Here is a 15,510-nt window from a genome sequence, read left to right on the forward strand (position 1 = left end):
AAACCAGTAATCGCGGTACGTCAGGCAGACCGCGTCAGCCGGACTCACGACTGCTATGCAGCCGAACGCAGCCTCGCAGGCTCGGCAGCTGCTACAGATCGCATTACCGCTTAACTGACTGGCATTAGCCATATGAGCCGGTTTCTTTGACTTCCTGATACCCACGCGCACAAAAAACCCCCTCACAAGGAGGGGGTTTGATGTTTGAGCGGTTCAGACGATTTCAACCGTCCTTTCCCGGATTCTCGTCAGCTCAGCGCAGCGCAGGAATTCCCGCAAACATCCAGGTAGATTCCTGAACCGGCGTTGCTTCGTTGCGCTTACGCGCCCACTGGGTCAACGCCACCATCATCGCAAAGCCGAGCACGATCAACACCGGATAGGCCATCAGCAACTCGGTCAGCGAATACTTCCAGGCCAGCGGTCGACCGACACCAAGCATGGCGGCATACAACCAGGACACGCCCGACAGTGCGCCAGAGAACAGGGCAAACATTCGTACATTGACCTGAAGATCAAGCAAAGAACCGGCCTTCAACATTGCAGGCAATACATAACGGTGCAACAACATGCCGTTGAACGTCAGCAACAATACAATAATAACTTTTGCTTGAAGTTTCGGATTGGCAAAATAGGTCATGCCTTTATCAAGGTAATCAATACCTATAATCGCAGCGCCCGTCACCCACAAGAATATCAACGCATTGGCAACAGACTTCTGCAGACTGGCCATATGTTCATTATCGTGACCCGACGACACGCGACCTTTCAATAGATCCTTGACCATGGCGGCATCGCTCGCAAACACCAGGCCAATGGCCACGCAGCACGCCAACAGATGAACGTACACAACACCTAAACGCAAAAACTCCATGGATTCTTTCTGGCCGATCAGGCCAATCATTGTATTAATATCCAAAACTACATCTCCACTTATAGCAGCAGTGCAAATTGACCATGCCCCAGGCAGGCGAATTATTTATTCGCACCTGCAAGGTCAAGTTGGCAAAGATTGAAGCAACTAAATAATTTGGTATTACAAGAGAGAGCGACTCGCCCAGCGAGTCAGTGATGACGGCATACTATCACTCCAGGTCTCAGGTAAAAAAAATCCCCATGCGCATTCCATTCAATGCAGATGAGGTATACGTCCATTTTTCTAGTGAGTGCAGCGCGTCCCGAAGGATCCGCCTGCTGGAAAATCAGAGCCCAGCATATCCCGATCGTTCAATTTTTGAACAAAAACATCGACAAACGGTACTGTTTCCAGGACCTGGGGACGCCTGCCTCTTTGGCTGAAACCCGCGTTGCTACGCCGCTGAATCGTTTCTGGTCGTATGCCGAAAAAAAATCGCTATTTCGCTGAATTTTTGTCTCCAGACCCGATCAACGGCGAAATTTCTTACCACGAAGACCTGCGCAAATTTGCGAAAACGGGCCCGCTGGACGTTTTCGACCAGGCCGTCGGCAAGTTCTCCATCGCCTACGCCAATCAAATTGCGAAAGACCATGCCGCGCTGATAACCGTGGAAAATCAGGGCGTATCTATGATCAGCGCCCTTCCAGTTTTTTCACGACCTCATCGGTGGTCATCAGGCCGTTGGCGATGTAGCGGAAACTGACCAGCGCGCTCCCGTATCCGTCGCCGTCAGGCAGCCACAGGAACTGCGTCGCAGCGCCCGTCAGGCAAAAGGCAATGGGTCCGGGAAAAAGGTCGATCCATCGCCCGCGTAAGGGCAGACACGTACACATCCCGGACCTGGCTCAAGCCAACAACTCGGTAATCCACCGGGCCTGCCGCGCGATGTCCTGCACCGTCTCCTCGGGCACGGCCTGCTGCGCCCGGGCGAAGTGGCTCAGGGTCTTGTGTTTCTGGCGCAACTTGCGCTGCCACTTGACCAGGAACGCTGGAGTGCGGGCCTGCATCTGCAACGGACCGAAGTACAGCTCTTGGGCGGTGTAGATCACCGGTCCGGAGCGCTCGGCGACGATGATTTCGTAGTCGAAACGATTTTCCCGCAGCACTTCCTCGCAGAGGATGCGGTAGCCATTGTCCATCAGCCATTGGCGCAATGGCTGCTCGCCGCCGTTGGGTTGCAGGATCAGGCGCTCCTGACCGCTCAGGTACGCCTTGCCGCTGTCGAGGATGTCGCGGATGGTTTCGCCGCCCATGCCGCAGAGGCTGACCGCCGTGATCCCGTCTCCCGGTTCGATTGCCGCCAGGCCATTGGCCAGGCGCACGGTGACCTGCGAGTCCAGGCCGTTCTCGCGCACGGTGCGGTTGGCCGCGTGGAACGGCGTCAACGCCACCTCGCCGGCCACCGCCGCCACAATGGCGCCACGGCGAATCAGCGCCACCGGCAGGTAGCCGTGATCCGAGCCGATATCGGCCAGGCGCGCACCGGCTGGCACATGTGCCGCCACGCGCTCCAGGCGCATGGACAATGTCTGTTCGTTCAACTGCGGCCCCTTTTCACCACGAACGTCCGGCGCCTTTGGCCGGATCGGGGCGTGATTCTGTCGAGCAATGCCGTGCATTTCAAATTTATGTGACCAGGGTCATGGCCCCCTTTACGCAATCACTCGCGCATACACCGACCTGTCGACGTTGCCACCGGACAGAATCACCCCCACCCTTTTTCCCGACATGGCTTCACCCTCCGAGATGAGCGCTGCCAACGCCGACGCACCGGCCCCTTCGGCAAGGTTATGGGTATCGGTGTAATACACACGCATGGCTTCGGCGATCTGGTCATCGCTGACCGATACGATCCGCGCCGCACCCGCCGCGTAGACGGCAAAGGCTTCTGGAATCGGCTTGCGCACGGCCAGGCCGTCGGCAAAAGTGTTGGCCGAGGCGGTTTCGCATATCACGCCAGCGTCAAACGACAACTGTGCGGCCGCGGCCTGCGTGGAAACCACGCCAACCACCTCGGTTTGCAGACCCAGCGCATCGCGGGCGGCGATTACCCCGCAAATCCCCGATCCACAGCCAATCGGTACATAAACGGTGTCCAGGTCCGGCGCGGCGTTGAACAGCTCCAGCGCATAAGTGGCGACACCTTTGACCAGTTCGGTGTGAAACGGCGGAACCAGGAACAGGTCATGCGCCTGCGCCAGGCGGGCAGCCTCTTCACGGGCCTCATCGAAATCCCGGCCATACTCGACCACTTCAGCGCCAAAGCCGCGCATGGCGTTGTTCTTTTCTACCGAGTTGCCTTGCGGCACGACGATCAACGCCTGCAGACCCAGTGTGCGAGCCGCCAGTGCCAGGCTCTGGCCATGGTTGCCGCGGGTAGCGCTGACAATGCCCTTCGCGCCTGGGTGCTCGCGTTTAAGCCAGTGCATGAACGTGATCCCGCCGCGCACTTTGAAAGCACCGGTAGGCGTGTGATTTTCGTGCTTGACCCACACCGTGCAACCCAACCGTTGAGCCAGCAAGGGCCAAGGGTACTGGGCGGTGGCGGGCATGACCTGGTAAACCTGGCGAGCGGCCTGTTCGATATCGTCGCGAGTCAGTCTGTGCATGGGTGGTCCCCCTGAGATTTTGCCCAGTCTGAACAACGGCGCCGTATTGCGGCTTTCAAAAAACCGACCTGACTTTTGTCCCCTCTCTTCACTACTATGGTGTCCATGAGTCATCGAAACCGCCCGCCGCCACCACTGCTGTCCGAACCGGTCCGTCGTATCGAGGCCGGTCCCTGGACGATCGAATTGCTCCCCGGTTGCGCCTACGCGACCCGCTATGTCGCGACCCAGGCGGGAATCGGCTTTGCCTTTGACAGCCAGCGAGGCCTGCACGCCATCGGCAGTGACCGCATACGCCCCTTCGATGCCGTGCCCAACGGCCTGGCGTTCGTCCCCGCCGGATGTGACGTGTTGTCCGAATCACCCCAGGGCGGTGAATACCTGCGGGTGATTCGCACCGACGGTATGGCGTTGGAGGGGGATCGTGCCTTCAACAATCGTATCGACCAGCAGGCCACTGCCCTCGCCTGGCGAATGCGCGCAGCGCTATTGCTGCCCTCCATGGAGGATGATTGGGAAGTCTGGGCACTGGCATTGTCCGAGCGGGCGACCGGTAGCGAAGCGGTGTCGACAGCAGCCCATGGCGCGATAACCGGCAGCCGGATGCGCTTGCTCGATGAGTTCATTGATGCAGGCCTCGAAGGCCCAATGAGCGTACCGGCGATGGCGGGCCTGCTTGGATTGTCCGAAGGGTATTTCATGCGGGCCTTCAAAAACGCCACCGGCAAAAGCCCCCACAGTTATCTGATCGACCGACGCCTCGCCAAGGCCCGCGCGCTGATGCGCAATCCGACCGCCACCCTGACGGAGATCGCCTACGCCTGCGGTTTCAACTCCCAGGCGCACATGGCGACCACCTTCAAGCAACGCCTTGGCGTGAGTCCGGCGCAGTTGCGTCAGTCTTTGGGGGTTACGTTAGCGTCTGGCTAACAGCCGGCTTTTTCGCCGCCTCATGAGACAGCCTTACCTGCAATCCCTGGCCCGCTTGCGCGCGGCCTTAGCAAACAGCCAGTAGAGGACGAGGAGCAAGGGTGTTGGCAGGACCAGCAGCAGCAATGCGCGAGTAACGTTCGACAGGTCATTGCCAGCGAAATTATTGTCGAGTTCGGCCAATGGAATCATGATCATCACAACCGCTCCCAGGTTGCACATGCAGATGGCCATGACCCTATAAAAGATTCGCCATGGTTTGGAGGGATGGTCGATGTTCCTGGTAGATGGCGGGATAACGCCGGGGCTGGGCATCACGATACAAGTAGCAATGCCCCCGGCAATGGACTGAAAGAAAAAGACGAACATTGTCAGTGTCATGAGGGGTCAATCAAGTAGGTGAAAGCGCGCATAAAGAAAGCGCATTCGGTCAGAACACAACGACAGGGACATGTTCTGTCATGACCCTGTAGCTGTATTTTCAGAATTGCTTACCAGCGCATGCCTTTAAACGGGTTCCATCCCTGTTCGCCCTTTTGTTCCTTGAGGTAGTAGGCGTAGTTGGTCGAGAGGGCATAAAGCAGATTGAAAGCGAAGCCCACGGCAAAGTTGACCTGCTTGGCGAAGCCAAAGTCGACCAGTGCGAATACAGCGTCCAGAGCGAAGGAAATGGCAACCATGATCGCAATCAGCGTCAGGTTCTTTTTCCAAAGTCCCAGCACAAACAGGTAAATCGGCCCGAAGAAGAACGCAATGATGTTTGCGTTGATGCTCATCTTCTGTTTCAGGGGAAGTTGCTGCAGTGCCGGTTTGTAACCCGGTGCATTGGGCGCACCGTGAGCATCGAAGAAGGCAAAACGCGCCTGCCATTTTGCGCTGTACTTGCTGCTGCCTTGCACTTGATCTGTAGTGTTCATTCGATAAGTCCTTTAGTCCCTGAATGGTGTGTTGCTTCCGGATTTCCTTGGTGTTGCTCCATGCCTGGCGAGGCAGGCATGTCGAGTGGCCACCAGGACAGCCTATGGAGGCGATTTGCGAAGTAAAGTTCCCACGCCAAAGCGATTTTATTAAACACCCGTTACAGTTAACAGCGTAAACGTGCCGCTGTCGGCCAGGCACGGCCTTTCAGGCGATGTTGAAAATACTCTGGAACCCAGGGAATCGAACGGTGTCGTTGCGGTCCAACACGCGGCAGGACAATGGGCGCAAGATGCCCAACGTATCGCCTGCCGACCGCCATTGCCCTTTGGAGAACCGATTGTCAGCTGTATTTTTGCGTCAAGTTTTCCGGTTAGCGATCGTGCTCCTTTGCGCAGGCACCTCGTCCTCGGTTTTCGCCTGCCCGGCCGGCCAGTCCCAGATCTGCATGGTCGCTTGTTTTTGTGCCCCTGGTTCCGAAGAGGAAGCTGGAACGATCTTCGACGACATGAACAAGATGGCGGCCTCTGGATTGCAGAACTGGATTGTGCAATCGCGCAACTCCGCGGCAACGGGCGATATCCGGCCAATCCCGTTGAATATCCGGGCCCAGCTCGAACCCTGGTATGACATTCAAGTGCTCGATTCGGCGCGCTACAAGGTCGGCGATGATGTGGAGCTGAACGCCGCACACACCATGCTGCAGAATCCCGATGTACGTGCGGTCACCCTGATAGACATCATCGTCTTTCGAAATCCCGAGGATGCACTGAACGATGTCGCGCTGTGGGCGCACGAGTTGAAGCACGTGCAGCAGTACCAGCAATGGGGTGATCGCGAGTTTGCCACTCGTTATACCCGTGACTACGAAGCCGTCGAGGCGCCTGCCTACGAGATTCAAGCCCAGGTCTCCAGAACGCTGCGAGCCAGCCAGGCTCGGGCAGAATCGACTCGACTTCCCTGAGTTCAAAGGGTCAAGCCTGGTCAGGTAACCATGGAAAGCTGGCACCGCCCCCCTCTCACGCTGATTGTCTGCGCCAGGTGCCGGTGGATGTGCCGAACTGGCGTTTGAATGCGCGACTGAACGCGGCTTCGGGCAGCGAAGAAAGCAGCGGACTGAAGGGTGTTTGATAACCAAGGAATCCGCACAGCAACTGCGTGGCCTCACCGCTCCCGCCGTACTTGATCCGTGAAATGGCGCCGAATTCTGGCGGCTGGATGACGTCCCTCGCCGGCATGGGCGCAATACCCAGGTCGCTGCCAAAAGAATGTACGTCGTTGCGAGGAAGCAGAACGAGTTCGCCAGCCCTTACCTCGGTGCCCGTCAGTCCTCTAAACGCCCCGCGCGCGCTCGATCGCGCTCGTAGTGTCGGGTGAGCGCGAACGCCGGCAACCAGGCCTCTCGTCGCACAGTCCAGATTTCGTAGGTTGGCGTCAGCTGGTCAGGGGTATCCAGGGATCCGAGGTTCACTTCGATTTCGTCTGCGCTGCGTGAAAACACCGAGGAACCACACAACGGACAGAAATGCCGCCCGGCGTAGTCATGGGTTTCACCTTCGATCGTCACGGCATCCTGATGAAATATCGCGGACGCGTGGAACAGCGCCCCATGATGTTTGCGGCAGTCGAGGCAGTGACAAACGCCAACCCGGAACGGGCGCCCCGACGCGACAAGGCGCACCTTGCCGCACAAACAACCGCCGGTGAATCGGTCCATGGGGTGCCTCCTCCAGGCCGTGCGAAACGGCGTATCAGCGTGGAAACAGGAACGTCACGGCGGCGCGAAAGCCCCAGCCTTGCGGGCCGTCCTCCGGGCTGTCGAGCCAATAGCGCGGGCCGGCCTGCACCGTCAGCGGTTGACCGCCGATCCTCAGCAGTTGGGTGACCGTCAGGTTGACCGGTACCGACCATTCGCGCGATTGCCAATTGTAGGTCGACTCGGTGTTTACCCCGTAGGTCGTGTACGTATGAGTGGTGTACGAGAGGAAGGGTTGCAGGAAGGTCTGGTTGACCTTTTCCTTGTCGTCCGGCGGGCTATCGTCCAGGCCCCAGATATGGTTGGCCAGAATGCCTCGGGTCCAGCCATTGGACTGTTTCAACGCCACCGCCGTCGGGCCCAGTCCCCATTGCTCGCTGCCGAGCAATTCATCACTGCCGGTCGGTATCAGCAACGCCGGGCCGCCACCGAGTATCCAGCCACTTTCCGTGGGTTTGGTCGGCGAGAAGAAAAAACTCTGGGTGATATCGCCGGTGCCGGATTTGTCCGCCGCGCCATCGGGGGCCAGGCCGTGCTGGTCGATGATCGGTAGAATGGTCCGGGAAATGAGGTTCCAGTCTTCGTTCAAGGCGAACGGCAGCACAGGCTGGATATTGGTGACGCTGTGCATGCCCTCCCCGGTAGGCCCCATTTTCTGGTCCCAGTTGTACTGCACCGGCAGGCTGTACATCGCCGCTACCGGGTTGAGGGCTTTCTTTGCCAATTCTGCCGAATCATCGGCCTGAGCCATCGGGATGAAGCCCAACGCAACGAAGAATGTCGACGCGGTACCCATCCATTGTTCTCTCAAATCCATTTCACTCACCTGTAGACGCCAAAGCCGGCATTGCTAAGGGTTAGCGTAGGCAACAGTGATCGATGTGCAATTTTACCGGCCCCGTGTTTGACAGTTTTTGAGAGTTATTGATTCGGATTATCCCGCAACTACGGGCAGCATTCGGCCCGCATTGTCCGGCGTGCAAGCACCTGCTTTGCGTAACCGACCGGCAAGTATCAGTGCCTGAAAACAAGGCGTGCGGACCAATGCCCGGGGCCAGGTCGGAACCTGAATGACAACTTTCATCACTTGAGAACCAAAAACATGGGCATGTCGAATAAATGGATTGCGGGTATTGCTTTGAGCTGTGTATTTCAGGTCGGCTGTGTCTCGAAAGTCGCGCAGCAAGAGCAATACTCGGGCTTCCTGGGCAATTACCAGGGCCTGGAGGAGCAAACTACGCCGAGTGAGCAGAAAGTATTGCGCTGGGTATCGCCAGGGTTCGATCCTCGCGCGTATTCCACGGTGGTGTTCCGGCAGGTGGAGCTGTATCCATCGCCGCAGCCGACCGCGCGCGTCAGCCTGAAGACCCTGCAAGACCTGCAATTGATGACCAGCAACAGCGTCAAGACCGCCTTTGCCCGTCGCTATGCGATCATCCCTTATCCGCAGCTGGCGCCGACCGATTCGCGGTCACTGATCCTGCAGGCAGCGATCACTCACGTCAGCGCCAACAACGAAGGCATGCACTGGTATGAGGCTGTTCCAATCGGGGCCATTGTCGGGGCGACACAAGCAGCCACCGGGCATCGGGACCAGACCGCCGAGATGTACATCGAAGCCAACCTGATCGACGCCAAGACCGGTATGCCGGTCGCGAAGATCGTGCGCAAGGTATTCGGCGAGACCATCAAGAATGCCGAACAGCCGATTGTTGCCAATGACTTCAAGGTTGCACTCAAAGGCATGACAGACGATATGGAGGCCCTCCTCCTCAAGCGTTGACGTTCAGGTAAACCCCATCGCAAGCAGACCGGCATGGGGTTTCAATGTGATACCCCGCCGCGCTTTCCCTCTGACAAACCGTTAGCCGTACCAACGCCTGACGCGAGACTCAATGATGAAAATTCCGGCCCAAACTCTGGCGATACTGATGCTGTTGCTGAGCACCAGCGCCCTGGCTGCAACAGTGATTCCCCTCAAAGGCCAGACCTCCCAGACCATCCAGCAGGACACCAGTGCCTGCCAATCCCAGGCCAACGCGCAACATCCGGTGCAAAGCACCGTGCCTTCCGGTGGTCGGGTCAAGGGCGCCGCAACCGCCGCGGTAGCCGGTGCGACCGCGGCAGAAGTTCGCGGCCGCCAACATGAAAACCTCTATGACCAGATTGACGACGATACCCAGCAAGACTATCGCCAGAACCGCGCACACAGTGCCGCGGTTGCCGGCGCCGTCGTGGGGGGCTCCAGGCAACGTCAGGATCGCCGGCAGAATATGAATGAGAGCGAACAAGACATCACCGCCAACAACTCCGTCTACAGCAGCTGCCTGCAACAACGTGGCTACGATGTCTTGCCTTGATCGGCGACGACAATGGCATGACGTGTTTATGTCCTTGTCGTTTTGCTCGCGCCCTGGCTTCTGGCCAACTTCGTCCGCTCAAAAAAAGCCCCGGGCCCTTCATGAAAGGACCCGGGGCAAAGCCGTAGAACGAGAGGTGAGGATCGTTTACGCCGCGACAAACAAATCATGAACGCGATGTGCGTCAACGCTCCTCGAGAGCCATTTAAGTCGGTAACGCCCCCGGCTCAAAGCTAATAAGAATCAAAAATAATCTTTAGCAAGCCAAGTGCGCAAAAATACAATCATTGATTTGTATCTTGATAGTTCAGGCTGAATTTGAAGACTGTCGGCACAACGAAATTAGTTCATTCAGGCTTGGCTGCGCGCAAACCCGCCTGCCCGAGCTTGCAGTTTTCGGATAGCGCAGTTAATCCATTCCAAGCATTATTCATGGTGTCCAAATCGAAAACCATGGGTCATCCAGCAATGCTTTTTCTTTGTTTGATTGAACTGATACCTTTGGCAGGCCGGGCTGTTTGCCGAACCGCACGCCTCTGAAACGAGACAGTCCGGCATTGTAAATGCGACACGCAGTGCACCTTCCGCCTGGCCCTCATCTTCGTTCACTTCCCAGACCAGAATGTACCGAGCCAAATCCGGCCCCTATACTCAGGCCAACACCGCCTGAACGGAAGATTTCTATGAGCTACACCTTCAAGTTGAAAAATGGCGCCATGGCGGTATTCGACCCCGAGAGCGCCATGCTTTCCATTACAACACCCCATGGAGATGTACAGAATTCCACGCTAGGTAGAGCTGAGTCGCGTCTGCTGGACCTGCTGCTCATGGAGCCAGGTGTCACTAAAAGCCGCGATGAAATCATTGACTACACCTGGAATGACCGCGTGGTTGCCTCCGGCAGTTTGAATCAAACGGTTTTCTCACTGCGCAATATTCTCAATGACAGTCGGGATCACGAGATCTTGATGACTGTTCCTCGACGAGGATATTGCTTCAACCGGCAATGTGTCGTCGATGCGCAAGCAGATATACCGACACCCCCAGTAGAAACAGCGCAACCACCCGCGCCCATCATTGAGCAACTACCGCCACCGAGTGGTGATGAGCAACTGGCCCCTCCAGGGAAAACCAGTAATTCCACCCGCATTACAAAGGCCCAACTGGTCGGTTATTTTGTTACGTTGGCAGTCGTTGCCTTTACTATTTTTCAATTCGACTTCGACGCGCCAAAAATTGAAATTTCCAGTATCGACAAGAATGGACTGGTCATACACGCCGTGGGCAGCGATCTTGCCGAGGCTCAAGCGCTGATGGATCTGTCAGTCAAACAAACTGAACAGCTACCGCCAAACCTGAAGGGCCAGGTCTGGATCAACCTGTATAAAGCCAATTATTCCGTTTCGTGCATCCGCCAGGATCAAAGCACTGTAAATCTGCAGTTGAACAGCAGCGAAAGAGACCTCGCCTTGATGATTCGTCAATGTCTGGAAGTCACCTTATGAAGTTCGGAATTCCGCAAGCCGCTCACTGGCCTCTTATAGGCTTGATCAATGCACTGTGCATTTTCTCTTTTGTCTATTCACCTTCGCACTACATGGAAAATACCAGCTACCAGACAAAATCCCGACAATGGCTGGAGGATCTCAACCAACTCAACACCGAAGAGTACCTCACTATCGGGCATGGTCGACTCACGGGGACCACACTGGAAAGCCTGAATGGAAAAATCCGCAACGCGACCATCTCGGCGAATATAATCGGAGAAAACAATACACACGTCGAGATCAAGGTCAGCAATATCAAGCTCAGCCAGGACAATGAACTTTTTGCCATTGAAAAGACCCCTGACCTGTTCTTCAGGCGTCAGTATGTCTTGCAAGAAGGCGCCATTCTAAACTACGAGTTGATCCCGACCCAGGATAAAAACGCCGTGTGTTTTTACATCCATGAACTTGGTCGCTTGCGCTGCATGAACCATTAATCAGCCTCCCGCAGCGACTCGACACCCGCCTGGTCCAGGTTCACATCAAAGAATTTTCAAACAAAAATAATACTTATTGATTTGAATCAAACGTCTCTCCTGACAAAAATCCCTCGCCGATAATCCTTGGAATCGAGCCTGCTTGATTCTCGCCCGGGACAATGCCCTATACAGGAGAATCAAGTGAAAACCATGCATTTCCTGCGAACCCACAAGTCGACGACTTTCGGATTCATGACGGTCTTTTTTCTGTCTGCCATGCCACTTTATTCGTTGGCGCACGACGAGCGCTCCGTCGAAAGCACGACCATTGAATATTATGAAATTGAAACAAGCCCGGATGACAGCCAGAAACTGTCGCATCTGAAGATTCAAAGTGAGAATGAGTATCATACGGACGAGCAGAACAGTGATTCTGCTCTCCCTGCCCCACCACAAAGTGATACCGGCATGAGCTACGCCAACAGGCTCATACTACTTTGAGGAGCGCTGTATTCGCAGGGGAAAACGTTGACTGGCCTCCTCCGGTGACCTGGAAAATATGAGTTATTGACTTTGGCAGGCACCATCGAAGTGAGATTGTTTGCAGCCCAAGTCGTGGCAGAGATGAAGCTGACATTCTGCTCTGCCTGAATAAACTGTTAATAAGGAATCGCCTCGATGCTACTGAAAAACTTCGTCACCGTGTCGTTTGGTTTATTGCTTTCCCTCAAGGCCATGGCCGACGACAAGGGCGTCTACAGTGCCAAATTGACGAATGTCGAAACCAACAAGAAGGTCCCAAGCACCGTGAAAACTGGCTATCAGGTAAAAACCGGTTATCGTATTGACGACTTTTATTCCTTCACGGCAGCAGCCATTGACCCGATGAAACCCCAATCGCAGATTTTCAGTTCGAAAATCGATCCGCGCAACATTCAACGCCTGGATGACTCACCGTCGGACAGCAAGTACGCATTTTCGGCAGAACTGGAACTGATCCGGGGACTCTGACAACCCGTTCAAAGCCAATGGAAACGGGGTCGAACTCACCGACAGAATGAACGCCCGATCGCGTATCTTCTCCATGACTGCCCGTCAGGCTTGACCTTAATCATTTAACAGATGAGCCTTCAATTTCATGAGTATCGCACCGCCCGACGAGATCTTTCATTTGTCTTCTGCCTTGCCGAGCCAACTGAATAGAACAATAGGCAAATGGGAAATGAGCCTTATTCCGACCGAGCATGAAGCGCGCATTCGGCAACACAAACTCTTTCACAGTCCGCAACTGCAGTGCAGTCGCCTTGAGTTCGACTCATCCGTAACCCTGGTCAGTTCTGTCCCTGCCGGATGCGTGACATTCGCCATCTCCCAGGTCCCGATTGGGCGCCCCGTCGTAAATAATCACAAACTACGACCTGACGAAGTCATCGTACTGCACAGCGATGAATCGGTGCATTACACCTGCGAACCGAATGAAACACTGTTCACCATCACCACGACACTGGAAAACTATAACCGGTGCCGCCAACATCACCCTGTCATGGATATTCTTGCAAACCGGACACAACACAGCTTCCAGGCTGAAAACTTTCAATTCATACAATCGGCCATTCAAGCCATCAGCGCTTGCTGTGACGACATCAATGACGCTGCTTCAGCACAACGCAGCGAAGCAGAGGGTTCGGTGATTGAAAGTGCGGTACTCGCTTCTCTGTTGCAGTCGTTGACGCCCGCAGGCGGTGTCAGCCGCAAAGTCCCGACAAGAAGAAAGGTGGCGATAGAAGCCATCCAGTACATCCATGAAAACACAAAAAAAACGCTCACTATAAAGTCGCTCGTAAGACAACTTGAAACCACCACGCGCACCCTGCATTTTGGCTTTATTGAAACGTTCGGGATATCGCCAATCGCCTATATCAGAAATTTGAGACTCGCAAGTGCCCGTCGCGATCTGATCAATAAAACCTGGCCCACCGTCACAGAAACCGCGATGTTCTGGAACTTTCACCATCTGGGCCGGTTCTCCAAGGCGTATCAGATCGCTTACGGAGAGACGCCGTCGGAAACGGCCAGGCGCAATTCAGCCAGACCCAGGAACATGACCTCTCCCGTTTACAATCAGGTCGCTGGCGATAGAAATCATCGCTAACAGGCCTTTATCAAAGCCCTGTAAATGATGATTAATGATTTTCCTTGATTAACAACAGCTATCCAGAATTGCTTATTTGCCTACTCAAGGAGATAAGCATGCATCATCGAATAAACACACTGCCACTCAAGCAGAAGATCGCACTGTGCATTGCAGTCTATGCAAGCGGCATCTTATTGGCCTGGGTAATTGACTCGTACTGAAGACGCTTAAACCGCGACTACAGGAAGCACAGTGAAATAATGATACCTCGGGGTTTATCGATGGTTGCCGCATTTAAAGCGTTACTTGGAAGGCACGCAGTCACTGTCTGTCTGATTGCTGCAGCGGGCTGGGCCGCATGGCTCTGCGCTGGTGGACTGGCGGAGTCATTCACTGCACGGAAGTTGAATAACGTTTATGTCGATCTGCGCGCAGCACAAGTGGAGCCCAATGCGCAGATCGACAAAGTACTGAAAACCCTCGGCGATCTTGATCGTTCGGGTCAAGCGTGCTCCGCCGAGCAATACTCGCAACTGGCTGACCTGGTCAAGAACCTGCGATTCGTCGATCAAGCGGCAATCGAGTTGCCCAACGGCAAGATCTGTTCCTCCTACGGACAAGAACTCCCGTCGATACTGACCGGTAACGACAAACGCAAGTTCTCCGTTGGCAAGCGAACCTACTGGGTGGATTCCGGCCACACAGTTTCCGCGGACACCGACTTTATCATTGTGTCGGAACAGTCAACCTATGTCTGGGCAAACAAGAAAATCCTGCTCGACAATCTGAAGTTTCCCGAGGACTTGCAACTGGACCTCATCGGCCCCGGCGGCGCAGTGCCCATTGCCTCTACGGGTCCCAGGCCGTTGATGATGCGCAAGCCCTTCCACCTGGAAGAACTGGTTATCTCGGCAGACAAGGCCCTGATCGCCTTTGCGGGCAACCGAAATGAACTGATCTCTGTCGTTTCTCTTCCGTTGAGTTACCTGACAAGTCTCAAATTCAAATTATTCATTGGCCTTGCGTGCGTGTTCGCCGCGCTGCTCTTGCTCGCAAGGTGTATTCAACGACATTACACCTCTACCGCTGTACGGCTGCGCAATGCCCTGAAAGCCAACACCCTGGGGGTTCACTATCAGCCAATCGTCAACTTGACGACGGGCTATCTGGTGGGCGCCGAATCACTTTCCCACTGGAACGACAACGGCACCCAAGTGCCTGCGGATGTTTTCATCCCGGTGGCGGAGAAGTCTGACTTGATCCGCAAACTTACGCGCTCGGTGATTCGACAAGTGGCGGAGGATTACAGCACCTATCTCTGGGCCTGCAAGGACTTCTACATTACGGTCAATCTTTGCGCCCAGGATATTCAGGACCCGAGCTTCCCGGACTATGTGGCCGACGTGCTGGCCACCTACAACATGCCTGTGTCCGCCATGGCCTTTGAAATCACCGAAAGGACCCTGCTCGACCAAAAGCCTGCCGCCCAGCAATTGCGACGGCTTCGTGCGTGCGGACACCGCATTGCCGTGGACGACTTCGGTATCGGCTACTCCAACCTCTCGCTCCTCGATTCAGTGCCATTCGACATTCTGAAAATAGATCGCTCATTCATCGCAGACGACAAGATCGCGGCCAAGGACGCCTTGTGGCGCCATATTGCCCAGTTGGCCAAGTCGCTGAGACTCAAGGTCGTGGCCGAAGGTGTGGAGACTCAGGAGCAACTGCCGCATCTGGTTTCGGAGGGGGTTCTACTGGCGCAAGGCTGGCTGTTCTCCAAAGCGCTGCCCATTCAAGCGTTGGCAAGACGCTACTTTCAATGCCCGGCAAACATCCCGCCCTATGACTCAAAAATATCAATCAATGACTTCTATTAACCCCTCACGGCCCCTCAAATGCTCGCCGAACCCTAACACCA

General features: G+C 55.4%; 18 protein-coding genes and 1 pseudogene. 11 read left to right on the forward strand and 8 right to left on the reverse strand.

The window, feature by feature from the left end:
- Positions 1–253: 253 nt before the first annotated feature.
- Positions 254–904 carry a hypothetical protein gene (locus AC07W4_RS17030; RefSeq protein WP_008053597.1) on the reverse strand — a complete coding sequence of 217 codons (651 nt, stop codon included), beginning with the start codon at positions 902–904 and terminating at the stop codon, positions 254–256.
- Between the two features lie 433 nt (positions 905–1,337).
- Between AC07W4_RS17030 and AC07W4_RS17035 the strand changes: the two genes are divergently transcribed.
- Positions 1,338–1,622 carry a hypothetical protein gene (locus AC07W4_RS17035; RefSeq protein WP_495033215.1) on the forward strand — a complete coding sequence of 95 codons (285 nt, stop codon included), beginning with the start codon at positions 1,338–1,340 and terminating at the stop codon, positions 1,620–1,622.
- A gap of 142 nt (positions 1,623–1,764) precedes the next feature.
- Here the strand turns inward: AC07W4_RS17035 and AC07W4_RS17040 are convergent, their stop codons facing one another.
- Together AC07W4_RS17040 and AC07W4_RS17045 are read right to left on the reverse strand one after the other, a co-directional pair.
- Positions 1,765–2,460, reverse strand: a complete 696-nt coding sequence (locus AC07W4_RS17040) for a tRNA (adenine(22)-N(1))-methyltransferase (RefSeq protein WP_495033216.1) — start codon at positions 2,458–2,460, stop codon at positions 1,765–1,767.
- Between the two features lie 111 nt (positions 2,461–2,571).
- A complete protein-coding gene (locus AC07W4_RS17045; RefSeq protein ID WP_495033217.1) occupies positions 2,572–3,528 on the reverse strand; it encodes a threonine dehydratase in 957 nt (318 codons plus the stop codon).
- A gap of 96 nt (positions 3,529–3,624) precedes the next feature.
- On the opposite strand from AC07W4_RS17045, the gene AC07W4_RS17050 reads away from it, so the two are divergent.
- On the forward strand, positions 3,625–4,458 hold the full coding sequence (locus AC07W4_RS17050) for a helix-turn-helix transcriptional regulator (RefSeq protein ID WP_495033294.1): 834 nt from the start codon (positions 3,625–3,627) through the stop codon (positions 4,456–4,458).
- A gap of 33 nt (positions 4,459–4,491) precedes the next feature.
- On the opposite strand, the gene AC07W4_RS17055 is transcribed toward AC07W4_RS17050, so the two are convergent.
- Positions 4,492–4,827 (reverse strand): hypothetical protein, encoded by a 336-nt coding sequence (locus AC07W4_RS17055; RefSeq protein WP_495033218.1) that lies wholly within the window; start codon positions 4,825–4,827, stop codon positions 4,492–4,494.
- A 122-nt stretch (positions 4,828–4,949) separates the two neighbouring features.
- The gene (locus tag AC07W4_RS17060) at positions 4,950–5,375 is read right to left on the reverse strand and encodes a DUF2628 domain-containing protein (RefSeq protein ID WP_495033219.1); all 426 of its coding nucleotides are present in this window, start codon (positions 5,373–5,375) and stop codon (positions 4,950–4,952) included.
- 293 nt (positions 5,376–5,668) lie between these two features.
- Between AC07W4_RS17060 and AC07W4_RS17065 the strand changes: the two genes are divergently transcribed.
- Positions 5,669–6,340 (forward strand): eCIS core domain-containing protein, encoded by a 672-nt coding sequence (locus AC07W4_RS17065; RefSeq protein WP_495033220.1) that lies wholly within the window; start codon positions 5,669–5,671, stop codon positions 6,338–6,340.
- Positions 6,341–6,470: 130 nt separating this feature from the next.
- Here AC07W4_RS17065 and AC07W4_RS17070 read toward each other — a convergent pair.
- From AC07W4_RS17070 to AC07W4_RS17080, 3 genes and pseudogenes are all read right to left on the reverse strand, one after another.
- Positions 6,471–6,692 (reverse strand): annotated as a pseudogene (locus AC07W4_RS17070) (cupin domain-containing protein); the annotation flags it as partial.
- An 8-nt stretch (positions 6,693–6,700) separates the two neighbouring features.
- Positions 6,701–7,093, reverse strand: coding sequence for a GFA family protein (locus tag AC07W4_RS17075; protein ID WP_495033221.1), 393 nt, complete (start codon positions 7,091–7,093; stop codon positions 6,701–6,703).
- 34 nt (positions 7,094–7,127) lie between these two features.
- A complete protein-coding gene (locus tag AC07W4_RS17080) occupies positions 7,128–7,928 on the reverse strand; it encodes a hypothetical protein (RefSeq protein WP_050562117.1) in 801 nt (266 codons plus the stop codon).
- A 306-nt stretch (positions 7,929–8,234) separates the two neighbouring features.
- Between AC07W4_RS17080 and AC07W4_RS17085 the strand changes: the two genes are divergently transcribed.
- The 8 genes from AC07W4_RS17085 to AC07W4_RS17120 all read left to right on the forward strand — a co-directional run bounded on the left by AC07W4_RS17085 (position 8,235) and on the right by AC07W4_RS17120 (position 15,469).
- Positions 8,235–8,915: a DUF3313 domain-containing protein gene (locus tag AC07W4_RS17085; protein ID WP_495033222.1), complete on the forward strand. Its 681-nt coding sequence runs from the start codon at positions 8,235–8,237 to the stop codon at positions 8,913–8,915.
- Between the two features lie 112 nt (positions 8,916–9,027).
- The gene (locus tag AC07W4_RS17090) at positions 9,028–9,492 is read left to right on the forward strand and encodes a hypothetical protein (RefSeq protein WP_495033223.1); all 465 of its coding nucleotides are present in this window, start codon (positions 9,028–9,030) and stop codon (positions 9,490–9,492) included.
- Positions 9,493–10,175: 683 nt separating this feature from the next.
- Positions 10,176–10,997, forward strand: coding sequence for a winged helix-turn-helix domain-containing protein (locus AC07W4_RS17095; protein ID WP_495033224.1), 822 nt, complete (start codon positions 10,176–10,178; stop codon positions 10,995–10,997).
- Entirely contained in the window at positions 10,994–11,476 is a 483-nt protein-coding gene (locus AC07W4_RS17100) for a hypothetical protein (protein WP_008053583.1), read from the forward strand. The genes AC07W4_RS17095 and AC07W4_RS17100 overlap by 4 nt, the downstream gene beginning before the upstream one ends.
- 192 nt (positions 11,477–11,668) lie before the next feature.
- Entirely contained in the window at positions 11,669–11,959 is a 291-nt protein-coding gene (locus AC07W4_RS17105) for a hypothetical protein (protein WP_032829909.1), read from the forward strand.
- 177 nt (positions 11,960–12,136) lie between these two features.
- The gene (locus tag AC07W4_RS17110; protein ID WP_495033225.1) at positions 12,137–12,469 is read left to right on the forward strand and encodes a hypothetical protein; all 333 of its coding nucleotides are present in this window, start codon (positions 12,137–12,139) and stop codon (positions 12,467–12,469) included.
- Positions 12,470–12,596: 127 nt separating this feature from the next.
- Complete coding sequence (locus AC07W4_RS17115; protein ID WP_495033226.1) at positions 12,597–13,610, forward strand: AraC family transcriptional regulator; 1,014 nt, start codon at positions 12,597–12,599, stop codon at positions 13,608–13,610.
- A 263-nt stretch (positions 13,611–13,873) separates the two neighbouring features.
- Positions 13,874–15,469, forward strand: a complete 1,596-nt coding sequence (locus AC07W4_RS17120; RefSeq protein ID WP_495033227.1) for an EAL domain-containing protein — start codon at positions 13,874–13,876, stop codon at positions 15,467–15,469.
- Positions 15,470–15,510: the final 41 nt, after the last annotated feature.

Source organism: Pseudomonas sp. GW821-FHT02A08, assembly GCF_059422045.1.